The organism is Streptosporangium amethystogenes, assembly GCF_000721075.1.
In the GTDB taxonomy this organism is placed as follows: Bacteria; Actinomycetota; Actinomycetes; order Streptosporangiales; family Streptosporangiaceae; genus Streptosporangium; species Streptosporangium amethystogenes.
The window spans coordinates 142632-166371 of record NZ_JOEQ01000010.1 but is presented as its reverse complement, the minus strand read 5'-3'; the positions used below and the strand labels follow the sequence as shown (position 1 = coordinate 166371).

General features: G+C 69.7%; 18 protein-coding genes. 6 read left to right on the top strand and 12 right to left on the bottom strand.

Annotation, left to right across the window (positions count from 1 at the left end; genetic code table 11):
- Positions 1–2: 2 nt before the first annotated feature.
- The 3 genes from IG98_RS0116705 to IG98_RS0116695 all read right to left on the bottom strand — a co-directional run bounded on the left by IG98_RS0116705 (position 3) and on the right by IG98_RS0116695 (position 5606).
- On the bottom strand, positions 3–1130 hold the full coding sequence (locus IG98_RS0116705) for a glycosyltransferase (protein ID WP_030912699.1): 1128 nt from the start codon (positions 1128–1130) through the stop codon (positions 3–5).
- Positions 1127–3976 carry a bifunctional glycosyltransferase/CDP-glycerol:glycerophosphate glycerophosphotransferase gene (locus IG98_RS0116700; protein ID WP_030912697.1) on the bottom strand — a complete coding sequence of 950 codons (2850 nt, stop codon included), beginning with the start codon at positions 3974–3976 and terminating at the stop codon, positions 1127–1129. Before IG98_RS0116700 ends, IG98_RS0116705 begins: the two co-directional genes overlap by 4 nt.
- 151 nt (positions 3977–4127) lie before the next feature.
- On the bottom strand, positions 4128–5606 hold the full coding sequence (locus IG98_RS0116695; RefSeq protein ID WP_030912694.1) for an NAD(P)/FAD-dependent oxidoreductase: 1479 nt from the start codon (positions 5604–5606) through the stop codon (positions 4128–4130).
- Positions 5607–6035: 429 nt separating this feature from the next.
- On the opposite strand from IG98_RS0116695, the gene IG98_RS0116690 reads away from it, so the two are divergent.
- Positions 6036–9467, top strand: coding sequence for a bifunctional glycosyltransferase/CDP-glycerol:glycerophosphate glycerophosphotransferase (locus IG98_RS0116690; RefSeq protein WP_051752226.1), 3432 nt, complete (start codon positions 6036–6038; stop codon positions 9465–9467).
- A gap of 7 nt (positions 9468–9474) precedes the next feature.
- On the opposite strand, the gene IG98_RS50565 is transcribed toward IG98_RS0116690, so the two are convergent.
- Together IG98_RS50565 and IG98_RS0116680 are read right to left on the bottom strand one after the other, a co-directional pair.
- A complete protein-coding gene (locus tag IG98_RS50565) occupies positions 9475–9618 on the bottom strand; it encodes a hypothetical protein (protein WP_157594365.1) in 144 nt (47 codons plus the stop codon).
- Positions 9606–10388 carry a hypothetical protein gene (locus IG98_RS0116680; protein ID WP_030912686.1) on the bottom strand — a complete coding sequence of 261 codons (783 nt, stop codon included), beginning with the start codon at positions 10386–10388 and terminating at the stop codon, positions 9606–9608. Before IG98_RS0116680 ends, IG98_RS50565 begins: the two co-directional genes overlap by 13 nt.
- Positions 10389–10741: 353 nt before the next feature.
- Between IG98_RS0116680 and IG98_RS0116675 the strand changes: the two genes are divergently transcribed.
- From IG98_RS0116675 to IG98_RS0116665, 3 genes are read left to right on the top strand one after another with little or no spacing between them, the layout of a single operon-like run.
- Positions 10742–11683 carry a CDP-alcohol phosphatidyltransferase family protein gene (locus IG98_RS0116675; protein ID WP_030912684.1) on the top strand — a complete coding sequence of 314 codons (942 nt, stop codon included), beginning with the start codon at positions 10742–10744 and terminating at the stop codon, positions 11681–11683.
- Positions 11684–11708: 25 nt separating this feature from the next.
- The gene (locus tag IG98_RS0116670; RefSeq protein WP_030912683.1) at positions 11709–12719 is read left to right on the top strand and encodes a sulfotransferase family protein; all 1011 of its coding nucleotides are present in this window, start codon (positions 11709–11711) and stop codon (positions 12717–12719) included.
- A gap of 1 nt (position 12720) precedes the next feature.
- Positions 12721–13764 carry a sulfotransferase family protein gene (locus tag IG98_RS0116665; protein ID WP_030912682.1) on the top strand — a complete coding sequence of 348 codons (1044 nt, stop codon included), beginning with the start codon at positions 12721–12723 and terminating at the stop codon, positions 13762–13764.
- Here the strand turns inward: IG98_RS0116665 and IG98_RS0116660 are convergent.
- The 7 genes from IG98_RS0116660 to IG98_RS0116630 form a co-directional block, all read right to left on the bottom strand.
- Positions 13754–14911, bottom strand: coding sequence for a glycosyltransferase (locus IG98_RS0116660; protein WP_051752263.1), 1158 nt, complete (start codon positions 14909–14911; stop codon positions 13754–13756). The two genes, IG98_RS0116665 and IG98_RS0116660, sit on opposite strands and share 11 nt — an antisense overlap.
- Positions 14908–17715, bottom strand: coding sequence for a bifunctional glycosyltransferase/CDP-glycerol:glycerophosphate glycerophosphotransferase (locus IG98_RS0116655; protein ID WP_084195403.1), 2808 nt, complete (start codon positions 17713–17715; stop codon positions 14908–14910). Before IG98_RS0116655 ends, IG98_RS0116660 begins: the two co-directional genes overlap by 4 nt.
- A 223-nt stretch (positions 17716–17938) precedes the next feature.
- Positions 17939–18766, bottom strand: coding sequence for a hypothetical protein (locus IG98_RS0116650; protein WP_030912676.1), 828 nt, complete (start codon positions 18764–18766; stop codon positions 17939–17941).
- A gap of 93 nt (positions 18767–18859) precedes the next feature.
- Positions 18860–19321, bottom strand: coding sequence for a type II 3-dehydroquinate dehydratase (gene aroQ / locus IG98_RS0116645; protein WP_030912673.1), 462 nt, complete (start codon positions 19319–19321; stop codon positions 18860–18862).
- Between the two features lie 158 nt (positions 19322–19479).
- A complete protein-coding gene (locus IG98_RS50560; protein WP_157594364.1) occupies positions 19480–19626 on the bottom strand; it encodes a hypothetical protein in 147 nt (48 codons plus the stop codon).
- On the bottom strand, positions 19623–19988 hold the full coding sequence (locus IG98_RS0116635) for a PadR family transcriptional regulator (protein ID WP_037970538.1): 366 nt from the start codon (positions 19986–19988) through the stop codon (positions 19623–19625). The genes IG98_RS50560 and IG98_RS0116635 overlap by 4 nt, the downstream gene beginning before the upstream one ends.
- A gap of 14 nt (positions 19989–20002) precedes the next feature.
- Positions 20003–20722: a CPBP family intramembrane glutamic endopeptidase gene (locus IG98_RS0116630; protein ID WP_030912666.1), complete on the bottom strand. Its 720-nt coding sequence runs from the start codon at positions 20720–20722 to the stop codon at positions 20003–20005.
- Positions 20723–20998: 276 nt separating this feature from the next.
- Between IG98_RS0116630 and IG98_RS0116625 the strand changes: the two genes are divergently transcribed.
- Complete coding sequence (locus IG98_RS0116625) at positions 20999–23452, top strand: FdhF/YdeP family oxidoreductase (protein WP_245651589.1); 2454 nt, start codon at positions 20999–21001, stop codon at positions 23450–23452.
- Between the two features lie 46 nt (positions 23453–23498).
- Positions 23499–23732, top strand: a complete 234-nt coding sequence (locus tag IG98_RS48725) for a DUF397 domain-containing protein (protein WP_342666826.1) — start codon at positions 23499–23501, stop codon at positions 23730–23732.
- Positions 23733–23740: the final 8 nt, after the last annotated feature.

Here is a 23740-nt window from a genome sequence, read left to right as displayed (position 1 = left end):
CCTCAGCGGTCGATCTCGTCGAACAGCGCCTCCCAGCGGTCCAGGACGCGGGGCAGCCGGTAGGCCCTCATCCGTTCCCTGCCCCTGGCCCCCATCCGTCCGCGCAACTCGGCGTCGGACATGAGGCGCTCCAGGGCGGCGGCGAAGCTCCCCGCGTTCCCCGGTTCGGCCAGTACGCCGTTGTCGCCGTCCGCGACCAGCGTCCTGACCCCCGCCGAGGCGTCGCAGGCCACGGCGGGCAGCCCGCAGGCCGCGCCCTCGGCGAGGACCAGCCCCCACCCCTCGAAGTCGCTGCTCAGGGTGACGATGGAGGCGTCGAGATACTCGGCCTCGACGTTCTCGACCTGCCCGCGGAAGACGATCCGGCCGCCGAGGCCGGTCCCGGCGGCCTGCGCCTCCAGCGCCGCCCTGAGCGGCCCGTCGCCGATGATGTGCAGCTCCCACGGTTCGGCGACGGCGGGGGCCGCGGCGGCGAAGGCGTCGATCAGCAGGTCGATCCGCTTCACCCTGACCAGTCGTCCCGCCGAGACGATCCGCGGGTTGCGCAGCGCGGCGGCCTGCTCGGGAAAGACACTGACCGGGTTCAGCATGGTCCCGCAGTTGGCGAGCCGGTGGTTGGTGAAGGACGCGGCGTAGTCGTCGCAGAGGAAGAGCGCCTTGTCGAGGTGCGCGTAGTGCTTCTTGATCAACCGAAGGTTCGGGGAGTCCACGGCCTCGGCGTACGACTGGTGGTACTGGCCGACCTTGGCGATGTGCGGCATGGGCAGGTCGGCGATCCAGTGGGCGGCCCAGGGCGAGGCGATGACCAGGTAGCCGCCGTCGATCCGGTCCGTCAGCCGGAGCAGCCGCTGCCTGGCGGTGGCGATCTCCTCCGGGGTCCGCCGCGCCTTCGCCCTGCGCCACGGGAGCGAGCGGGGGGCGGCCTCGGGGGCGGGCGTGTCGTACAGCGTGGCGTGCCGGTAGAGGGGGTCGGCGAAGTAGGTCTGCGGCTGCCTGGAGGGGTTGATGCTGACCAGGGTCACCCGGTGCCCGCGGGTGGCGAGACCCTGGGCCAGGGTGTGGATGACCCGCTGGGACCCGCCCATCGAGTCGCCGTCGGTGCTGAGGAAGATGACGTTTCGCGCTCTCATCGCACGACCTCCGGGAAGAAGGCGTCCACGACCTTGCCGCTCGCCTGCCCGTCGTCGAGGCCGCACCAGCGGTCGCGGAACTCCGCGTAGCGCCGCCCGTACCGCTCGGTGATCTCATCGAGCTCCGCCAGCGCGGCGGCGAGCTCACCCGGGTCGCGCAGCAGCGGCCCGGGGGCGACCTCGGCCAGGTCGAAGCAGACCCCCCGCTGGGCGGCGTAGCGTTCGTGGTCGTCGACGTAGTAGAGGATCGGCCGGCCGAGGCAGGCGTAGTCGAACATGATCGAGGAGTAGTCCGTCACCAGCGCGTCGGAGGCCAGCATCAGGTCGTTGACCTCGGGATACGCCGAGGCGTCCCGGGCCAGCCAGCCGAGTGGGTCGGGCACCGTGAAGCGGTCGTAGAAATGGGCATGGACCAGGATCACCCAGTCCGGGCGGAGCGTGGCGGCGAGGGCCGGCAGGTCGATCCGGAGTGACTCGCCGCTGAAACGCCCGTTGTCGCGGTACGTGGGCGCGTAGAGGGCCACCCGTTTTCCGGCCGGGATCTCGAAGAACTCCCTGACCTGCCGCGCCCGCTCGCGCTGCGCCGGTTCGGCGTGCCGCACCAGCACGTCGGTACGCGGGTAGCCGGCGTGCAGCAGCTCGCCCTTGAAGCCGCTGGCCTCGGCGAAGTCCCGGCGGAAGTCGCGGCCCGGGGTGAGCAGCATGTCCCAGCGCGCCACCGCCTCGGCGTACTTCCTGGCCAGGGCGGGCTGCGTCCGGTGGCGGGGCTCGTCCAGCCCCATCTTCTTGAACACCTGGCCGTGCCAGGTCTGCAGGTAGCGGGTGCCCTTGCGCTTGCGGTAGCAGTAGGGGAGGTTGTGGCTGTCCACCCAGTAGCCGGCGCGTGCCAGGGTCCAGGCGTAGCGGAAGGTGTCGCGCCGGACGAGGTCGACGTCCTCGGGGAAGCGCTCGGGGACGCCCGCGTGGGACCAGACCGCGCGCAGACCGCCCGCGCGCCGCTGCAACTCCTCGTAGATGTAGCGCGGGTTGCCGGTGTAGGCGTTCCCCTCGGCGGACTCGAAGAGCACCAGGCGGCGGTTGACCGGCACCGTCGCGCTGACCAGCCGGTAGAAGCGACCCAGGTTGCGGGGGGTGGCCAGGTCGGACAGCAGGTGTCGGCAGAGCTCCGCCATGCTCGGCAGGCGTCGCGCGGGCACGTGGCCGAGCCTGCGAGCCATGAGCCGGAACGGGATGTCGGCGGATGCCTCCAGGACCAGGCGGCCCGTGCCCACCGTGCCCACGGAGGTGAACGACAGGTTGGGGGGCGCCAGCAGGGGCCTGGTGTTGCGGCGCTCACCCTCGTGGAGCGAGATCGTGACCGCCTGCGGCCTGACGGCGTTGTCCGGCCAGTCCAGCTCGGGCAGGGAGATCGACACCGTCGCCTCCAGGATGCCCGTCCCCTCGGGGATCTGGGTGCCCTCCGCCTCCTCCGGGTCCCACTGTCCTTCCAGCCCCCGTCGCTCCCGCGTTCCCTGGGGTGGCTCGGTCACGACGGGTGCCGGTTCGAAGGGGATCGAGGCGATCGTCTTCTTCCTGCCGCCGATGTGCAGCCGGGCGGTCAGCGAGCGGCCGTCGAGCACCCGGCCGGGGTCGTAGGTCCGCAGGCGCAACCGGACCTCGTCCCTCGACGCCTTCAGGTCGACGAGCTCGTGCCGGAGCAGCGCGCCGGCCAGCGGTTGCTCCGCCAGGTGCAGCTCGGTGACGTCCAGCTCGCTCCTGCCCTGCTCGTTCAGCGGGAGCGTCGCCCCCCAGAACACCCGCCCGCCTTCCGCGGTGACCGCCCGGGGCGGCACCGAGTGCCTGGCCCCCAGCTCGACGGCGGCGAGCGCCGCCTCGGCGCCGCGCCGCTCGCGGACAAGCTGGAGGCAGACCCGCTCGGCCCTGCTCAGCCGTCTGATCGCCGCGGGTTCGAGGGTGTCCACGTACGGGATGACGAGGTCGGCGAACTCGGTGATCCACGCCGGGTCACGCTGAGGCAGGTCGCCCAGGTAGAGGCGGAGGTCGTGGGAGAGGAAGCGGAAGTCCTTGTCCTGTTTGAGATCGAGGGAGTGGGTGGCGGCCAGCACGCGGTCGCTCAGCACGGCGGCCGTGACGCGCTGGCGCACGTTCTCCAGCTCGTGCCGCCGCGACGAGATCGACCTGGTCGCGGGCGTGGCGGCGAGCAGCCAGCGGTAGACGGGCCACGGGACGACGGCGAACAGCTTGCTGCGGCAGAACAGCTCCGTCGACCAGACGATGTCCTCGTGGTGGATGTCCTCGTGGAACCGGATGCCGATGCCGTCCAGGAAGGTCCGCCGGTACAGCTTGTTGGTGGCCAGGCAGTTGAAGAGGAGTTCGGGTTCGGCGCGGATGTCGTCCACGAGCCGGCGCTCCGCGAACAGCCGGGGGTACCAGAGGGTGACGGCGCCACTGGCCTCGTCGACGCGCTCCACGGTGCCCATGACGAAGTCGGCGCCGGTCGCCTCCGCCTCCAGCAGCAGGCTCTTGCAGGCGTGCCTGGGCAACTCGTCGTCACTGTCGAGGAACATCAGGAAGGGCGCGCGGGCGGCGTCCATGCCCGCGTTGCGGGGGGCGCCGCAACCGCCGCTGTTGGCGGGCAGCCGCAGGTAGCGGACCCGGCCGTCCTCCTCGGCGAGCGCCTTGGCCACCGCGGGGGTGTCGTCGCCCGAGCAGTCGTCCACGACGATCACTTCGAGGTTCTTGAGCGTCTGGTCGAGTACGGAGCGTACCGCCCGGGGTAACCGGGGCGCGTCGTTGTAGGTGATGACGATCACGCTGACGTCCGGGACCGTGTAACGCTGTGTCATGATGCGCAACTCCAGGGCGGCTGGGAGGAGAGCCTTGACCCGCAACGGCCTGCAGCGGCCGGGCAAGGCGTCATGGGATTGCCGGTTTCGGTGTTCCGCCGGTGTCTGTCGGCGTCCGTCGATGACGGGTGGTGGATGAGCGGCCTTCAGGTCAGGGGGCCGTCGGGCAGGGGAGGACGGGGGCGTCGCGGCCGGTGCCCCTGGTGGTCCGGTGGCCCGCGCGCTCCTCGTGGTACTCCGCGTCGACGTTGACCTCCCAGACGTCGTGCCTGGCGCCGTCGACGAGGTTCTCCACGGTCAGCATCGCGGTGAGCATGGAGTGGTCCTGGTTGTTGTACCGGTGCATGCCGTTGCGGCCGACCGGGTGGATCCGCGGCCACTCCACGTCGAGGTACTTCCTGAGCACCTCCACGTTGTGGACGTAGCCGGCGTCGTAGACCGGGTAGGCCTTCGGCATCCGCACCACGTAGCCCCGCTGGACCTCACCGGGGGTGACCAGGCCCAGGTGCTCCAGCTCCCGGGTGCCGAACGCGACGAGGTCGTCGTCGGGCATCCGCCACAGGTCGTCGCCCTCGTTGACGAAGTACTCCAGGCCGAGGCAGGTCCGTCCGGCCCGCACCAGGTACGGCGACCAGGAACCGTAGTTCTGCACCCGGCCGAGCCGTACCTCGGGGGAGTGGATGTAGATCCAGTTGTCGGGGAAGGAGAACCGCTCGGGGACGACCAGCGCGACGGTGAGGAAGTCGCGATACCTCAGCGCCGCGGCCGCCTCGGCGACGATGTCCGGCACGTCGGGCCCGAGCGCGTGGATCAGGGCGCTGAGCGGCATCGAGGAGATGAGGTTGTCGCAGTACACCTCGCGGGTGGTGCCCTCGCCCTCACCCGTGCGGACGGTGAGGGCCAGCCGGCCCCGGTGGCGGCGGACGCGCTCGACCCGGGTGCCGAGGCGCACCGTGGAACCCCGCTCGCGGACCCGGTCGGCGCAGGCCTCCCACATCATGCCCGGCCCCAGCTTGGGGTAGCGGAACTCCTCGATGAGGCTGGTGACCTCCTTGCTGTTCCTGCCGGGCAGCAGCGCGCCGGCGATCGCCCTGCCCAGGGAGAGGTTCCTGATCCGCTGCGCGGCCCAGTCGGCCTGGATGCTCTCCGCGGGAACGCCCCACACCTTCTCGGTGTAGGTCTTGAAGAAGATCCCGTAGAGCCGGCTGCCGAATCTGGCCGTGACCCAGCCCTCGAAGGTGGACTGGTCCGCAGGCGGCCTGATCCGGGCCCAGACGTAGGATCCGACACATCGCGCGGATTCGAGGACACCGAGATTGCGCAGGGCGTTGGAGGCCCTGAGCGGGTAGTCGTAGAAACGGCCCCCGTAGTGGATGCGGCTCATCCTCGGGCGGAGCAGGAAGTCCTCCTCACCGAGGATCTCGTTCCAGAAGTCCGTCACCCGCGACACCTTCGTGAAGAAGCGGTGTCCGCCGATGTCGAAGCGCCAGCCGTCGCGTTCCTCGGTCCGGCTGATCCCGCCGACCACCCGGTCGGCTTCGAAGACCTCGCACGGGTGTCCTCGCCGGGCCAGCTCGTAGGCCGCGGTGAGCCCGGCGGGTCCCGCTCCCACGACGACTGTTGAGTCCATGCGCTTCCCCCCGCGAATGCCGTTTCCTGCGATCTCGCCCGTCTCGGTCACCCGATGGTGTCGGACGGTCCGGGGGGACCGATGGGTCATTACGACTTACTAGGACGTGTGCATTCCCAGCCTTGACCAGGGCATGGTGAAGGCGTTGCCGCACCGCGGGCCGCAGGCGGGGGCCCGCCGGGTGCGAGGGATGGTCAAGTCTCGGTCTGCTCAGTCCATCGCGGTCATATTTTGGGCACGCCCCATCGGCCGCGGAGCCATGCTGCTGACGTGACGTCCACCTCGCGCGCATGGCCGCCGGGTCGTGCCGGCGGGCACCCGGGACGTCTTCCACGATGAGTGGATCTTCACCTGCGTGGCGTGTCCGGTGTTCGCGCGGACGGACCGGACTGTGAGCTTTCGACTACCGGAGGACCGATCGTGGCCCCAGTGAGCATCATCGTGCCCATCTACGACGTGGAACCGTACCTTGAGGCGTGCCTGGAGTCGTTGGTCGCGCAGACCTGGAGTGACATCGAGGTCGTCATGGTGGACGACGGTTCTCCCGACTCCAGCGCGGAGATCGCCGAGGCGTTCGCCGCGCGTGACGCGCGGTTCCGGCTGATCCGGCAGGAGAACGCGGGCCTGGGCACCGCGCGCAACACCGGCATAAGGCACGCCACCGGCGAGTTCCTCGCCTTTGTCGACAGCGACGACATGCTCCCGCTGACGGCGATCGAGACGATGGTGTGCTCTCTTCAGGAGAGCGGTTCCGATCTTGCCACCGGCAACGTGCTGCGTTTCAGCGGGCAGGGGGTGCGCCAGTCGGCGATGCACAAGACGATCTTCGCCAACTCCGCCCGGCGAACCCACGTGACCCGTGACGAGATCCTGCTCAAGGACCGGCTGGTCACGAACAAGCTCTGGCGCCGCTCCTTCTGGGACGAGCACGGGCTGAGCTTTCCCGAGGGGGTGCTCTGGGAGGACATCGCGGTCTCCCTGCCCGCGCACTTCCTGGCCGGGGCGGTGGACGTGCTCTCCACCCCGGTCTACCTGTGGCGGGAGCGGGAGGGGGAGAGCGTCTCGATCACCCAGAACCGGGGGCACGTCAAGGGGATCGAGGACCGGTTCGCCGCGGTCAACTCCGTACGCCGCTTCCTGATCGACACCGGCAGGGCCGAGCACCTGCCCGCATGGGACCGGATGGTCCTCGACAGCGACCTGCCGAACTTCCTGCAGGTGCTCGACCAGGCGGGCGAGGAGTTCCAGCAGCGCTTCCTCGACCTGGCCTGTGCCTACCTCGACCAGGCGGGGCCGAAGGTCCTCTCGCGCATCCCCGCGCAGCGCCGGGCGAAGTGGGCTCTGGTACGACAGCGCCGGATGGACGACCTGGTCCAGCTGCTGGAGTGGGACAGGACGGTCAAGCCGACGGTCCGGGTCGGCGGCGGAGGCATCCGCGGGTACCACCTCAACAGCCCGGTACCCGTCGAGCGGTCCGCCACCCGGATGCGCGAGGAGCTCGACCTGCGGCAGCGGGTGGACAGCCTGGACTGGAAGGATGACAGGCTGGTCGTCGAGGGCAGGATCTCGCTGCGCTACCTGCGTCCCCGCCGGCGGATCCAGCAGCACGTCTTCGCCTGGCTGGTTCCGGAGGGGGCCGGGCGCAGGATCCGGCTCCCGGTCACGGTCAAACGTGGTCTGTCACTGGTGGACACGGGCCCGCGCAGGCGCAAGGACTGGTGCGGGTTCCGGCTGGCCGTCGACCCGGCAGGGCTCCCCGCCGGTTCGTCCTGGCACGTCGACCTGCGCGTACTGTCCCGGGGCCTGCTGCGGAGAGGCAGGCTGGCCCAGCCGAGCCCGGCCGCGCGGCGGCTGGAGCTCACCGAGGACGAGTCGGGGAGCGTGGCGTGGACGGAGTGGACGCCGGCCGAGGAGTTCAGGCTCAGGGTGGAGCGGCCCGGCGGCCGGGTCACCGGCCACCGGGTGGCCGAGGGCAGGCTGCGGGTCACCGGCCGGTGCGGCGACGACCTCGGCGCCGCACCGGTGCTGCGGCTGACCCGGCCGCAGGGCGGCCGTGACCGGCGCTACCCGATGGCCATCTCGGACGGCACCTTCGAGGTGGTGATCGACCTCGACGAGGTGCTGTCCGAGCGCTGGCCCGGCTTGGACCCGGCGAGCCTGGAGATGAGCGCGCTCAACCCCGGGGCCGAATGGCACTTCGAGATCGTCCCGGAACAGGGCGAGGCCCGGCCGCTGATCGTCGAGCGCGACGTGGAGCGCGGCCTGCACCGGCTCCGTGGCCGGGATGTGGTGCTCGACAGGTCACGGACGGGCGGGCTGGTGCTGCGCGAGCAGCGGCCGACGTTCTACGTGGAGCGGGTGGAGTGGACCGAGCGGGGGCACCTGGCGCTGACCGGGGCCGCGATGCGCCCCATCGACGGCCAGGCGTGGCTGGTCCTCACCTCGCGCAACCGGTTCAACGAGCGGCTCTTCCCGATCGTCGGCGGCAGCGCCACGGTGACGCCCGAGGGGACCGCCACGCTCGGCGGCCGGCTGCCGCTGCCGGCGGGCACCCACGGTTTCGCGATCCGTACCGACGCGGGTGACATGCGGGTGGAGTTCCGGCTGTCCGCGCCGCTGGAGCACGTCTCCGCCACCCGGACGTTCACCTTCGACACCGACCTGACCTCCGAGGCGGTCTTCACGGTGAGTGACGACCTGCGCGCCTCAGGCCGGCCGAAGCAGCAGCGGCTGCTGCGCGAGGACTTCTATCCGGCCAAGTGCCAGGAGGCGCTGCGGCCCGCCGTCCTCTTCGACAGCTACGACGGCAGGCAGTTCTCCGACAGCCCGAAGGCGATCTACGAGGAGCTGGTGCGGCGGGGCGCCGACCTGGAGTTCATGTGGGTGGTCAGGGACGGGCAGGTGGAGCTGCCCGAGGGGGTGGCACCGATCCGGCGGTACGGGCGGGAGTTCTACGATGCGCTGGCCCGCTGCCGGTACGTCGTCACCAACAGCCACCTGCCCTCCTGGTTCGAGCGCAGGCCGGACCAGAGGGTGCTGCAGACCTGGCGCGGCACCCCGCTGAAGCGCGTCGGCTTCGACATCGAGAAGGTGCTGTTCGCCAGGCCCGACCATCACGAGCGGCTGGCCAGGACCGTCGCCAGGTGGAGCCATCTGATCTCGCCGAGCCCCTGGTGCACCTCGGTCCTGGACAGTGCCCTGCGCTTCGAGGGGGAGATCCTGGAGATCGGCTCTCCCCGGGCCGACCTGCTCCGCCGTGGCGGAGCCGTGGAGATCCGGGAGCGGGCCGCGCAGATCCGGGAGCGGCTCGGCCTGCCCGAGGGCAGAAAGGTGATCCTGTACGCCCCGACGTGGCGCGACGACAAGTTCTACAGCAGGGGACGCTACCGGCTGGACCTGCGCCTGGATCTGCAGCGGATGTCCGAGGAACTCGGTGACGACCATGTGCTCATGATCCGCAAGCACCCGAGCGTCACCGACAGGGTCCCCCGGGCCGGCAGGGACTTCGTCCTCGATGTCTCGATATATCCGGATATCCAGGAGCTTTACCTGGTCGCGGACATGCTGATCACGGACTACTCGTCGGCGATGTTCGACTTCGCGGTGACCGGCAAGCCGATGCTGTTCTACACCTACGACCTGGAGCGCTACCGCGACGAGGTGCGCGGCTTCAACTTCGACTTCGAGGCCGAGGCCCCGGGCCCGCTGCTGCGCACGACCGAGGAGGTGGTGGAAGCCGTGCGGGACATCGACGAGGTGCGCACCAAGTACCTGAGGCTGTACGACGCCTTCACCACCAGGTTCTGCCCGCTGGAGGACGGCGGCGCGGCGGCGCGGGCGGTGGACCGGATCTTCCACTAGCGCACTATCAGGCCGGCCGATCCGCCGTCGTCACCGGGCTCTGCGGGAGGTCGACGGTGAAGCCGTGCTTGCGCGGCCCGGCTTCGATGTACCCGGCGAGTGCCGCGACGCCCGCGCCGGTCAGAAGCGGATCACCGCCTAGCTCCGGCACGTGACGGGGTAGGTCGCCGAGAGCTTGTTCACCTGGTGGTTCAGCACCTCCAGCCCGATGCTCCCGCTCTGCTTCGGTTCCCGCCACCAGTAGGGGGCCTGCACTTCGAGGACCCCGTTCGACGGCACGACGAGCGTGTTGGAGGGCGTCTGCACCCCGTCGATGCTCCAGCGATAGGTGATCACCACGCCGGGCCGTGCCTCGAAGGCGCCGTACGCGGTCAGGTACGGCGCCTCGGCGCAGTCGCCGTAGTAGGCCGTCGGTGAGATCTCGCCGATGCGTACGGGGTCCGTCGTGGGCAGCATGCACTTCCAGCTGTAGGCCTCCTCCTTGAACGGCATGTTGTGGTTCAGCACCTCGATGCGCACCCGGCCGCTGCCGGGGCCCATCGAGGTGTTGTACCAGAAGTCGCTGAGGTAGTTTCTGACCCCGGCTCTGACCCGCTGCGTCCTGGTCGGACTCGGCTGGCCGTCGACGACGATCCGGTACTCGACGTCGGTGTCGACGTCCGACATGATCATCGCCTCGGCCGTCAGCGGGAAGGAGCCGTCGCAGGTGCCGCGGAAGAGCTTCGTCAGCATGTAGCGGATGTTCAGGTTGGCCGGTGCGAGGTCGCCGGCGCTCTGTGCCGACGTCCCGTCCTCGGCCGGCGCTCCCGGCGCTGACAGTGTGGGCGGCCCGGCGGGGGGCGTGTCCGCCTGGGCGGGAGCGGCGCTCAGCAGACCGCCGAGCAGTAGCGCGCTCAACAGCGTCGCCGTTTTTCTGATCATGAGGTTCCTCCATGTGCCGGTAGAGGAAATTCATGATCCTTAGAGCGACTTGCGTCCTAGTTGAGGATTTCTTGGGGTCGTCGGCCCTGGCTCCGTTCAGGTCCGGCCGGAGCCGGTTGCGACAGCGCACCCGGGCCCGGCCCGGTCCCGTGTGGTCGATACGGCTGCCCGGCGCGAGGACGGCGCCGGGAGGCGGTGGGCACGGCGAAGGGCCGGGGAATCCCTCTCCGGCCCTTCGTGCCTCCAAAGCCGCCGATCGATGTGGCGCGGGCCGGTCAAGAAGTGGCATGGAGATCTTCTAGTAGTTACAGAGCGTAGATGACAAGAGACGTGGCGTGGCCATGCTGGAAGGCATGAGGGCCTATTCGTTGGACGACGTCCACGCGACCCGGAAACGAAAAGACTCCTGGTGGACCGTTTTCCTGGTTGATCCGGTGGCGTGCAGGCTCACCCTGCTCGTCGCCAACCACACGTCCATCACCCCCAACGGGCTCACTCGCTTCTCCCTGATTCTCGGGATGTGCTCGGCGATCTGCTTCGCGGCCGGACGGCTGGTGCCGGGGGCAGCGCTGTTCTACCTGAGCTTCATGGTCGACTGCATGGACGGGAAGATCGCCCGGCTCAAGGGGACGGGCACCGCGTTCGGACTCTGGCTCGACTACGTGGGCGACCGGATCAGGGTGGTCTGCTGCGCCGCGGGACTGGCGTCCGGGCAGTACGCGGTGACGGGGGAGGTCGCCTACATCCTGCTCGGCGCGGGGGTGGCGGTGCTCGACCTGTTCCGTTACGTGAACGCGCCGCAGATGAAGCGCGTGCGCGAGGTGGTCAAGGAGAACCGGCTCGGCCGCCTGGCGGCCGTCGAGTCCGTGGTGGCCCCGGGACACGTCAGGCCCGCGGAGGCCGTGGTGGCCGCCGGACACGCCGGGCACGTCAGGCCCGTCGAGGTCGTCATGCCCCGCGAGGCCATCACGCCCCGCGAGCCGATGCGGATCGTCCCCTTCGAGGAACGGAGGCCGAGGTCGCGGGGCGGCAAACGGCCGAAGCTGCCTCGCAGGTTCGGCCGCCTGCTGGCCCGTTACCGGGTGCGGAGCCATCTGATCAGCGGCATCGAGTTCCACGCCGCGGTGTTCGTGGTCGCCCCGCTGGTCGGGAGGGTCGCCCTGGTGCCCCTCGCGGTCGCCTCCGGGGCGCTGCTTCTGCTGAACGAGGTCTTCCTGATCTATCGAATGTGGCTCTTCTCCCGGGTGGTGCCCGCCGCGCCGCTGGTGGAGAAGGTGCCGCGCGTATCTGTTTGACCAAGCTTTACGGGGGTTCGTTGTCATGCAGTCCGACCGCCCGATCTTCGTGATCGGTTGTCCACGTTCAGGCACCACCATGTTGCAGCTGATGCTGCACTCGCATCCACGTATCGCGGTGCCCCCGGAGACACGGTTCGTGGTGCCCGGCTACTACCGCAGGTTCTCCTTCGGGGACCTGCGTGAGGAACGGAACCGGCGCAGGGTCGGCCGGTGGATCGTGAGCGACAAGGACACCAAGTTCAAGGAGCTCAAGCTCGACGGGGACAGGCTGATCGACGACATCGTCGCGGGGCCGCCGACGCTGGGCTCGGCGATGGGCATCACCTTCCGCTCGTACGCCGAGCAGTACGGCAAGAGCCGCTGGGGTGACAAGCGGCCCAGCTACTACCACCACGTGGACCTGTTGACCAGGCTCTTCCCCGACGCCCAGTTCGTGCACCTGATCAGGGACGGCCGCGACTGCGTGGCGTCGCTGAAGGAGATGCCCTGGTACACCAAGGACGTCTTCCACGCGGTGGTCAACTGGAGCGAGGCGATCGACTACGGCCGCCACCACGCCAAAAAACTCCCCGCCGACAGCTACTACGAGCTGCGCTACGAGGACCTGACCGCCTATCCGGAGACCGAGCTGAGCAAGCTCTGCGAGTTCCTCGGTGAGGACTACGACCCGGCGATGTCCGAGCCGTACCACGTCGCCAGAGTGGCGATCCCGCAGCACAAGGTCTGGCACAGCAACACCCACGGCGATGTCACGACCGCCAGGGCGGGTTCGTGGAAGGCCAGGCTGGAGCCCTGGGAGATCTCGGTCTGCGAGACGGTCCTGGCCGAGCGGCTGACCGCCAACGGCTACGAGCTGAGCGGCGCGCCCAAGGCGGGCAAGGCCCACATTCAGGCGTGCGAGAAGGCCGCCGCCAAACGACGCTGGGCGCGCAGGCGCAAGGAGTTCCGCGACCGCGTCAACCGGTTCCGCGAGCCGAGCCCGGTGGCCGCGAGGCTCACCAGCCGGCAACTCGGCGAGCTGGCGAAGGTCTGACGTGAAGCCCGACCGCCCGATCTTCATCCTGGGCTGTCCCCGCTCGGGGACGACGATGCTGCAGCTGATGCTGCACGCCCACCCGCGCGTCGCCATCCCGCCGGAGACCCGGTTCATGGTCTCCACCTACCAGCGGCGGCTCCAGTTCGGCGACCTCAACGACGCGGAGCACCGGCGCGAGCTGGCCGAGTGGGTGGTCGACCGGCACCAGACGCGTTTCCACGAGCTGCACCTGGACCGCGACGAGGTGCTCGGGCAGATCGTCGACGGGCCGCCGACGCTCGGCTCCGCGCTGGGCATCGTGCTGCGCGCCTACGCGACCAGGCACGGCAAGCCGCGCTGGGGTGACAAGCGGCCCTCGTACTTCCAGTACACCGACGTGCTGCTCCGGCTCTTTCCCGACGCCCAGTTCGTGCACCTGGTCAGGGACGGCCGCGACTGCGTGGCGTCGCTGAAGGAGATGCCCTGGTACAACGGGAGCGTCTACAGCGCGGTCTCCGCCTGGGCCGAGGCGATCGACTTCGCCAGGCACGGCGCGCCGAGGCTTCCCGAGGGCAGCTACCACGAGCTGCGCTACGAGGACCTGACCGCCGAGCCGGAGGCTCACCTGCGCAGGTTGTGCGAGTTCCTCGGCGAGGACTTCCACCCGGCCATGTGCGACCCGGCCGCGGTGGCCGGCATCGCCGTACCCGCCAGAAAGACCTGGCACGCGCGCACCTACGGCGAGGTGACCACCGCGCGGACCGGTTCCTGGCACGAGCGGCTCGACCCCGGCGAGGTCTCGCTCTGCGAGAGCGTACTTGGCGACCGCCTGGAGACCTACGGGTACGAGCTCAGCGGGGCGCCGAGGGTCGAGACCTCCCGGCTGGTCTGCTACGAGCGGACCGCGGCCAAGCGGAAGCTGGCCCGGGTCAAGCGGATCACCTTCGACCGGCTGATGCGGCTCCGCGAGCCGAACCCGCTGGGAGCGCGGCTCACCTCCGCCCAGATCGTGCTGGCGGGAGTGCCGATGCCGCGCAACGAGCCGGTGGCGGTCACCGGGTGACCTGCTCGAATAGGGCCTCCCACCGATCCAGCACGCGATCGGGCCGGAACGCCTCGACATGAGCGCGGGCGGCGGCCCCCAGCCGCCGCCGCTCCTCGGCCGAGGCCATCAGCTCGGCCAGCGCGGCGGCGAGCGCGGTCACGTCGGCCGGGGGCACCAGCACCCCGGTCTCCCCGTCCAGTACGAGTGACCTGAGCCCGCCCGACACGTCGAACGCCACCGAGGGCACCCCGTAGGACGCCGCCTCACCGATCACCAGCGGCAGCCCCTCGTGCTCGCTGGCCAGCGCCAGCACCGATCCGCCCAGATACTCCTCGCCCATCAGGGGCGCGGGCACCGTGCCGCGGAAGACCACCCGGTCGCTCACCTCGCATTCCGCGGCGTGCGAGGTGAGCCGCTGCCGCTCGCCCCCCTCGCCGATCAGGTGCAGCTCCCAGCCCTCGCCCACCTCGCGACGGGCCTCGGCGAGGTCCGCCCGCAACTCGGGCTCACCGGGAACGGAACGGCCACAGGCCTGGGCGAAGGCCGAGATCAGCCGGTCGAACCGCTTCACGCCCTCCAGCCTGCCGACCCCGAGCACCCGGCGGGCGGTCAGCTCGGCGGTCCCCGACGGCCAGACGGACAGCGGGTTCGGGATGGACCAGGTGTTGGGCAGCAGCGCGTGCTCGGCGAAGAGCCACGCGTCCCGCTCGCTGAGGAAGACCGCCTTCTCCAGGGTGCCGTAGTGGTCGCGGACCGAGTCGAGGTGCCAGGAGCCCCGCGCGTGCTCGTACGACCCGTGGTACTGCCCGATCGGCAGCAGCCGCTCGGGCAACAGGGCCCTGATCCGGGTGACCACGCTGGGCGAGGAGAGCACGGCGAACCCCGGCCCCACCTCGTGCAGCAGCCTGCCGAGCTCCCGGTGCTCGCGGCGCCGGCCCAGCGGTGACAGCGTGCTCACCGGAGTGCGGTGGATCACGTGACTGGTGTAACGCGGCCGCTCCACGTGGCGAAACGGGCTCCTGGCGCGGTGCAGTCCGATCACGTGCACCTCGCGGCCCCGCTCGGCCAGGCCCTGGGCCACGGTGTGGGTGACCCGCTGGATGCCGCCCAGGGTGTCGGCGTCCACGCAGGCGAACACGACCGCTCCCGCGTGCCCGCCGCTCACCCCGACCACCGGGGCGGCTGGATCGGCCGCCGCACCCCCGACAGATGTCCCAGTCCGGCCGGAGCGCGCCACTCCCGGGGAGTCTGTGCGGGGATCCGGACCGAGGGGGGCTCGAAGAAGGCGTCCACCACCTTCGCCGAGGCGTGGCCCTTCTCCTCCGCGCACCACAGCCTGCGGAACGCGATGTACCTGGCGGCGAAGGAGGCGGTCACGCCGTCGAGGTCGCGCAGCGCCTCGATCAGCTCCTCGGTGGTGGTCAGGCAGGGGCCGGGGGCGATCGCGGGCAGGTCGTGGTAGACCCCGCGTTCCACCCTGCGGTACTCGTCCCAGTCGTCGATCAGGAACAGCATCGGCCGCCCGGTGATCGCGTAGTCGCACATCAGCGACGAGTAGTCGGTCAGCAGCGCGTCCGAGAGCAGTATCAGGTCGTTGACCTCGGGGTACGATCCGGCCTCACGGACGAAGTGGCGCAGCTGCTCGGGCACCTCGAACCGCTCGACCGGGTGGGTGCGCAGGACCACGGTCCAGTCGCCGGCCAGGGCCTCGGCCATCGCGGACAGGTCGGCCCTGACCGACTCGCCGGACCCCTTGGCCCGGTCGCGGTAGGTGGGGGCGTACAGCAGCACCCTGGACCAGTGTGGGATCTCCAGCCGCTCCCTCGCCCGTCTGGCCGCCTCCCGGTCACCGTGCACGAGCACGTCGCAGCGGGGCGAGCCGTGGCGCAGCAGTCGTCCCCGGTAGCCGTTGGAGGGCACGAACACCCGCTCGAACTCGGCGCTGGGCGAGACCAGCGCGTCCCAGCGCTCCACCGCGGCCCGCCAGGTCGCCCTCGGCCCGTCGAAGTCGGCGCGCAGGTCGGGCGAGTCGAAGCCGACCGACTTGATGCCCTGGCCATGCCAGGTCTGCAGGTAGCGCGTGCGCGGCGGCTTGGGATAGGCCAGCGGCATGCCGTGGCTGTCGATCCAGTAGCCCGCCCTGGCCATGGTCCAGATGTGCCGCCAACTCATCCGCCGTACCAGCCTGACGTCGGGAGGAAAGCCGTGCGCGGTCCCGGCCGCCGACCAGACCATCCGCAACGGCGTGCCCCGCCGTCTGAGCTCCTCGTAGATGTAGCGCGGGTTCCCGGTGTACCCGGCGCCGACGTCGGACTCGAACAGGGCAAGGTCCCGGCGGGGCGGCAGTACGGAGATCAGCCCCTTGTAGACGCGGAGCTTCAGCTCGGGGCCGTCCACCCTGCGCAGCAGCCTGCGGCCGAACCGCCCCACCCGGGCCAGTTGCCTGAGCGCTCCCCGGCGGCGCCAGCGCAACCGCAGGACCGCGGCGATCCCCTCCGCGCCGACGGTGACCTCGTGCCACGGGACGACGACGACGAACGGCGGGCTGGACGAATCGACCAGCAGCTGGTCGGTGGTGACCCTCCCGTCGGGGTTGACGATCTCCACCACCGGCTCGTGGCGCCCGTCGAAGCCCAGGTGGCCGGGGCTGAGCGTGGCGAGGTCGACCGTCGCCTCGCTCAGCAGACCGCCGTCGTCCTGCTCGCGCGGTGCCAGCCGTACCCGGTGCTTCCCGATGCGCAGGAACGCGGCCCAGCCCGGGGTGGCGGCGAGCACCCCGAAAGGGTCGTACGTCCTGATCACCAGCCTGATCACGGTGCCCTGGCCGGTGACGACCGCCTCGTGGCGCAACCTGGAGGCGCTGTAGGGCAGTTCGGCCATCCGGAGCGAGGTGATCTCCCGCATCTCGTCGGGGACCGTTCCCCAGTAGGTGCGCCCCTCTTCGCGCAGGGCGACGCGCGGTGGTGCCTTCGGTCCGTTCAGCGAAGCGGCGGCCACCATGAGCTCGTCAGGCCGGCCGGCGAGGATGAAACTACAGCAGACCCGGATGAGCGGGTCGATCGTCTCGAACACCGCCGGGTCGAGTTCGGACAGGTAGGGGCGGACCACCGAGACGAACTCCTCGACCCACGTGAGGTCCCGCATGGGCAGCGGGTTGAGGTAGACCCGCAGGTCCTGGCGGAGGAACCGGCGCTGCCGCTCGTGCACCAGATCACCGAGGCCGTTGTCGCGCAGGATGTCGTCGCTCAGCCGGGCCGCCCTGATCCTGGAGCGGACGTTGGACATGTCGGTCAGGCTCAGCGAGATCGACAGCCGCGCGTCGCTCTCCGCCGAGGCCCGGTGCCAGAGGTAGACCACCCACGGAACCACGGCGAACCGCCGCGCCGCGCAGTACAGGGCGGTGCTGAAGACGTGGTCCTCGTAATGCATGTCCTCGGGGAACGGCAACCGCCGCAGCAACTCGGCCCGGTAGAGCTTGTTGGTGCTGAAGGAGTCGAGGAACATCTCCGGCTCTTCGGCGATCCCCTCGACGGTCCGGCGTCTGGCGAACAGGGCCGGGTAGTAGCGCGCGGTCTTCCCGCTCTTCTCGTACAGCCGGGCGATCTGCCCGGTGACGAAGTCGGCGCCGGTCCGCTCGATCTCCAGCAGCATGCTCTTGCAGGCATGCCGGGTCAGCTCGTCGTCGCTGTCCAGGAACATCAGGTACGGCGCCCGTGCGGCCGCCACGCCCCGGTTCCGCGGGGTCCCGCACCCCCCGCTGTTGACCTTCCCACGCAGGTAGCGGACCCGAGCGTCCTTGCGCTGCAGTTCCCGGGCGACCTGCTCCGTCTCGTCGGTGCTCGCGTCGTCGGCGATGATCACCTCGACGTTGCGCAGCGACTGCCGGAGCACCGACCGCACGGCCCTGGGCAGCCGCGCGGCATCGTTATAGGTAATCACCACAACACTGCACTCCGGGACATTGATCACGCCTTGAGGTATTCCCGGGAAAAAGTAACCTCTTGTCCCCCTTGTTCACTACTGACACTGTTTTTGGGGTTCTGTGAAACAAGCAGTCCCGCTTCGGCTCTCTGGCTGCCAGGTCAGGGCTACGGTGAGTCGCAAGGTAGCGGGGGTAAGCAGAGGGGCCCCACCCCCGTCAGCTGACCTCGCTCGCCGGTCCGGCCCGCACCTGCCACCCGGCCTTGTCCGCTCACCTGACCATGTTCGCCGACTCGACGCCGGGCATCCCGAGCACCGCCCGGCCCACCGCCTCGGCTCTGGCCGGATCGTCCAGGCGCGCGTAGAGCTGCTCGGAGACGTCGTTGGTCGTCCGGTACGTCTCAGGCGGATAGTGCCTGCTCAACCACAGCGCGAAGGCCTGGTCCTGGAAGAACACCTCCTCCACCCCGTCCTGCTCCCGCAGGCGCACCACGACCGCGTCACGTTGCGCGGCGGTGGCGGCGCCGTTCAGGCACGCCGCGAGGACGCGAACGTTCCCGCACAGGTTCACCTGGAGATCGGCCTTGCCCTTCCAGAAATTCTCACTGAACCGGTACACACCCCGGACCCCGGGTTTTCCGACGAGCTGCCGGCTGACCGCCTCGTAGTCCTCCGTACGGCGCAACCTGCCTTCGATCTGGGGAGGCCAGACCTGCTCTGGCTGCTCCTCCCCGGTGGGCAGGATCCTGCCGGCTCGCGCCAGGATCTCCTCGTACGTGATCACTCTGGACGATGCCACCTCGGGGATCCCACGAACAAGCGCGGCCGTTTGTTCGAGCGGACCCTCCTCGCAGAACGTGCTTTTCTCCAGGCAGGGCAGGACGCCGAAACCGACCGCGGGCGGTAACGCCCCGTCCGGCGGCGGGGAAGGCAGCAACGACCGCCGGTGGAGATACCACCCGCCGGTGCCGAGTCCCGCCACTACGACGGCCACCGCCACCGTGATCGCGAGCAACCGCCGATGCGCGGCGACCCAGGTCCGCAGCCGTGGCTCTCGTTCCCCGCCGAAGGACAGCTCGTCGGTCTCCCCGTATGTCATGAAACGACTATCGCGATCACGATCAACGCCGGTCAAGCCACTGTCCTGCGAGTGTTCAAGAACCGCTCTGGTCTCCTGCAGGGAGTATGAGGGTCACCCCAGGGACATCCTGTGCAGGGCGTCGATGGCGAGGCGGTAGCCGTCCACGCCGAGGCCGACGATGGTGCCGCGCGCGACGGGGGAGATGTACGAGTGGTGGCGGAAGGACTCGCGGCGGTGCACGTTGGAGATGTGCACCTCGACGACGGGGAGTTCGGTGCCCTCGATGGCGTCGTGCAGGGCGATCGAGGTGTGGGTGTAGGCCCCGGGGTTGAAGACCGCGCCGATGACCTCACCGGTCTTGACCCGCGCCCCGGCCTCGTGGATCCAGTCGATCAGCCGGCCCTCGTGGTTGGACTGACGGAAGAGAAGGTCCAGGCCGAGCCGGGTGGCCTCCTCGCGGCACAGTTCCTCGACGTCCGGCAGCGTCATGGTGCCGTAGACCTCGGGTCTGCGGGTGCCGAGCAGGTTCAGGTTCGGGCCGTTGAGCACGTATACGCCGGTCACGGGGATCATTCTCGCCCATCAGCGGGACCGGCGGTGCCAGGAGGTCGAGCGGCGATCTCCAAGGCCGCGGTCCGTCTCTGTGCCGCTCCGGTCACACCCGGCGGAGCCTGCGGCGTGCGGGTCGGAACCCCGCGGAACCGGGGGCGGGTAATGGTCGCATTCCCCAGTTACCTGGGGCCGAACTCCTCCTCGGGGTCGCCGCCGCCGCTCTCGGCGAGGTATCCGGCGAGGTCGTCCAGCATGGCCCCGACCCGGTCGGCGGGCATGCCCGCCTTGGCCAGAACCACGGCGAGCTCGTCGAAGTAGCCGCTCATCGAACTTTCCCTTCAGGTGAACCCGCCTCGGTGAGGCCCTTGGCCAGTACGGCGCGTACCGAATCGTTGAAGTTCAGCCAGAGCCCGCCCTGCTCGGCGAGTGTTCGCCTGCCTTGGTCGGTGAGCCGGTAGTAGCGGCGGCCGGGCCCGCGCTCGGTCACCCGGAACTCGGCGGTGACCAGTCCCGCCTCCTCCAGCCGGTTGAGCACCGGGTAGAGCGTTCCGCCCTTGATCTGACCGAGGCCGGCCTCGGCGAGGTCTTTGGCGATCTCGTAGCCGTAGTTCTCGCCGGCCGTCAGGCTGGCGAGAACCAGCAGGTCGAGTACGCCCTTGAGCCAGCTCGCACGTCGGTCGCTCGCCATGGTAGCGATCCTATCTAGGCTGCGTTCCCGACTGGCTCACGTCGCGGCTGCGGGGTGAACACCAGGCCGCGAAGGTCGATCAGCGTGTGCACCAGGATCGGCATGAGCAGGCTGCCGGTCATCAGGTAGAGATAGGTCAGGGCGAAGCCGGCCAGGGTGACCGAGAGCATGCCGCGCCAGCCCTGGTAGAGGTGGCCGGCGACGAACACCGCCAGCGCGCAGCAGGCCGCGACCTCCTTGCTCAGGCCGAGCGCGCCCATGCCGACCGCGATGAGCAGACCTCGGTAGACGATCTCCTCGGTGATGCCGGCGGTCACCGACAGGCCCGCGGCGTACCAGCGCTCGGCCGCGGTGCGCGGCAGCAGGTGGTTGACGTTCTGCTGGCCGGGGATGGGCTTGCCCTTGGCGGCCAGCCACTTGAGGACGAGCATGCCGACTACGACGGTTACCAGGAGATAGGCGATCATGCGGAGGGTGTCGTCCAGTGGCTCCGGGATCACCAGGCCGATGTCCGTGGCGTCGAGGTTCGGCTCCGCGGCGACGATGATCAGCGCCACGGCGGCCAGCGACCACAGCTCGGCGCTCCAGAGCGTGAACATTCGGCGGTAGAGCATGGGGTCCTGGTCGCGGGTGCGGCCCAGCCTGTCGTAGGCGCGCTTGCCGAGCAGGGGGCTGGCGACAGCCAGGTAGCCGATGAGGATGACCGTCAGGACAAGGGACAAGGGGGATGACAAGGGGAGCCTCCGTGGGTGCTCTGCTATCTAAACCGTAAAGCAACCTAGTTAGGCATTCAATCTAGATTGCAGTGAGGGGATACGGAGGTACCCCGCCCTCCGGGGCCGCGATGGTCAGGAGCCTCGGCTCAGGCTCGCCGGATTCGGTCGGTGCGGACGCGATCGTCCGTACAGGGCCGCGCTGAGGGGGCCTACGGTGGCCCAAGCTTGGGCAAGGGTGGAAGGTTGTTTGGGGCTGGGGTGGGGGCGGGGGCGGTAGACCGGGAATATCGCGGCATGTGCACGCATGTCGGGCTCGACTGCGCCACCCCGGGGGGACCACTCATGGCCGACGACTTCCTTGCCTCAAGAGAGAACTTCGGACAGGGGATGCCGGGGGTTCCGGCGCGGGGGCGTGGACCCAACACCGGCGCGCCCTTCTCCAGGCGTGACTACCGGCACCCGGCGGCGGGCTGGGACGCGGCGCTCAGCGTCGGGAAGGTGCTGGCCAAGACCCGGGAGCCGGTCGAGGGGACTCGGGCGATCTTCCGGATGAACCACGAGAACTACGGTTTCGACTGCCCGGGATGCGCGTGGCCGGACGACAGGAAGGGCCTGCGCCTGGACATCTGCGAGAACGGCATCAAGCACGTCACCTGGGAGATGACCCCCAAGCGCGTCGGGCGCCGGTTCTTCGACGAGCACACCGTCACCGAGCTGTCCGGCTGGAGCGACTTCGCACTGGAGGACCAGGGCAGGCTGACCGAGCCGATGGTCTACGACCCGGAATCCGACAGGTACCGGCCGATCTCCTGGCCGGCCGCGTTCGAGCTGGTCGGCTCGACGCTCAGGAGACTGAGCAGCCCGGACCAGGCGTCGTTCTACACCTCAGGGCGGCTGAGCAACGAGGGCACGTTCCTCTACCAGCTCTGGGCCCGCGAGTTCGGCACCAACAACCTGCCGGACTGCTCGAACATGTGCCACGAGGCCAGCGGCCGGGCGCTGAACGCCGCCCTGGGCACTGCCAAGGGGACCGTCGACCTGGACGACTGGGGCAAGGCCGACACGCTTTTCCTGCTCGGCTCCAACGCGGCCTCCAACGCGCCGCGCATGCTGACCGCGCTGGTCGACGCGTACCAGCGGGGCGCCCAGATCGTGCACATCAACCCGCTGATCGAGGCGGCGGCCGGAAAGACGATTGTGCCCCATGACCTCCTCTCGATGGGCACCTTCCACGCCACCAGGACCGGCACGCTCAACGTGCAGCCGAGGATCGGCGGCGACCTGGCCCTGCTGCGCGGGGTCGCGAAGGCCGTGTTCGAGGCGGCGGAGACCGACCCGAAGGCCATCGACCACGAGTTCGTCGACAACTACACGCACGGCTTCGAGGACTACCGGCGGGCGTGCACCGAGGCCGGCTGGCCGCAGCTGGAGCGCCAGTCAGGCGTGGACGAGGCGAGGATCCGTGAGCTCGCCGACGTCTACCTGCGTTCCAAGCGCACCATCATCAGCTGGTGCCTGGGCGTCACCCAGCAGGAACACGGTGTCGATTCCGTCCGCGAGATCGTCAACCTGCTGCTGCTCCGGGGCAATGTGGGCCGCGAGGGCGCGGGTCCGTGCCCCATTCGCGGGCACAGCAACGTCCAGGGCAACCGTACCTGCGGGGTCAACCACCGGCCGGGCCGGCAGTTCCTCTCCCGGCTGGCCGAGGTGTGCGGCATCGACCCGCCGCGAGCCCCGGGCCTGGACACCGTCGGCACCATCGAGGCGATGCACCGGGGCGACGTCAAGGTGTTCGTGAGCATGGGCGGCAACTTCGCGCTGGCCACGCCCGACACCCCGTACACCTGCCAGGCACTGCGCAACTGCGAGCTGACCGTGCAGGTCAGCACCAAGCTCAACCGCAGCCACCTGGTGCACGGCGAGAAGGCGCTGATCCTGCCCTGCCTCGGCCGTACCGAGAAGGACTGGCAGCGCCGCAGGCTGCAGGGGGTCACGGTCGAGGACTCGATGAGCATGGTGCACATGTCGATCGGCATGCGGAACCCGGCCTCCCGGCAACTGCTCTCCGAACCGGCGATCATCGCCGGGATGGCGCGGGCGACCCTGCCGAACAGCGCCACGCCCTGGCAGGAGTACGTCGACGACTACGACCGCATCCGCGACACCATGGCCCAGGTCCTCGACGGGTTCGAGGACTTCAACCGCAGGGTCCGGATGCCGCTGGGCTTCCGGATCCACCAGCCCGCCCGCGATCTGGTCTTCCTCACCGAGTCCGGACGCGCCGAGTTCTCCACCGCCCCGGTTCCGAACGTCATCCCGGAGGCGGGCCGCCTGACGCTGGGCACGGTGCGCTCCCACGACCAGTGGAACACCACCGTCTACTCCGACGACGACCGCTACCGGGGCGTCGAGAACCTGCGCACCCTGGTGCTGATGAACCGCGAGGACATGCGCGACCGGGGTCTCGCCGAGGCCGACCTCGTCGACATCACCAGCATCGCCAGGGACGGCAGCAGGCGCAGCGTCTACGGCTACCGGGCCTTCGGGTACGACATCCCGCGCGGCAGCGCGATCGGCTACATGCCCGAGCTGAACGTGCTCTGCGCACTCGTCGACTTCAGCCCCCAGAGCGGGCAGCCACTGGCCAAACACCTCATCGTCGAGATCACCCCGATGGCGGGCCGCGTGGCGGACGAGGCCTGGCGCGAGGCGGAGCGGGAACGGGTGACCGGCCGGGGCGGCCGCTGAGCCGTGCTTACTTCCACGAGAGGATCGACGGTATGGCCGACAAGTTGTGACGGAAAGAGAGAGCGGCGGTGTGTCTCGATCAGATCTGTCCGATGCCACCTGGCGAAAAAGCAGCCTCAGCGGCAGTGACCACAACTGTGTGGAAGTCGCCTTCCTGAGCGATGGTGCTGTCGCCGTCCGTAACTCCAACCGTCCCGATGCCGGAACAGCCCTGTTCGTCCCTGCCGAGTGGGCGGCCTTCATCGGCGGTATCAAGACCTACGAATTCGACTCTTGCTGAATTCGATT

Excerpts from the sequence above, each read along its gene's own strand:
- IG98_RS0116705 (WP_030912699.1), bottom strand. The coding sequence starts at position 1,130 with ATGAGAGCGCGAAACGTCATCTTCCTCAGCACCGACGGCGACTCGATG.
- IG98_RS0116700 (WP_030912697.1), bottom strand. The coding sequence starts at position 3,976 with ATGACACAGCGTTACACGGTCCCGGACGTCAGCGTGATCGTCATCACC.
- IG98_RS0116695 (WP_030912694.1), bottom strand. The coding sequence starts at position 5,606 with ATGGACTCAACAGTCGTCGTGGGAGCGGGACCCGCCGGGCTCACCGCG.
- IG98_RS0116680 (WP_030912686.1), bottom strand. The coding sequence starts at position 10,388 with ATGATCAGAAAAACGGCGACGCTGTTGAGCGCGCTACTGCTCGGCGGT.
- IG98_RS0116675 (WP_030912684.1), top strand. The coding sequence starts at position 10,742 with ATGAGGGCCTATTCGTTGGACGACGTCCACGCGACCCGGAAACGAAAA.
- IG98_RS0116670 (WP_030912683.1), top strand. The coding sequence starts at position 11,709 with ATGCAGTCCGACCGCCCGATCTTCGTGATCGGTTGTCCACGTTCAGGC.
- IG98_RS0116650 (WP_030912676.1), bottom strand. The coding sequence starts at position 18,766 with ATGACATACGGGGAGACCGACGAGCTGTCCTTCGGCGGGGAACGAGAG.
- aroQ (WP_030912673.1), bottom strand. The coding sequence starts at position 19,321 with ATGATCCCCGTGACCGGCGTATACGTGCTCAACGGCCCGAACCTGAAC.
- IG98_RS50560 (WP_157594364.1), bottom strand. The coding sequence starts at position 19,626 with ATGAGCGGCTACTTCGACGAGCTCGCCGTGGTTCTGGCCAAGGCGGGC.
- IG98_RS0116635 (WP_037970538.1), bottom strand. The coding sequence starts at position 19,988 with ATGGCGAGCGACCGACGTGCGAGCTGGCTCAAGGGCGTACTCGACCTG.
- IG98_RS0116625 (WP_245651589.1), top strand. The coding sequence starts at position 20,999 with ATGTGCACGCATGTCGGGCTCGACTGCGCCACCCCGGGGGGACCACTC.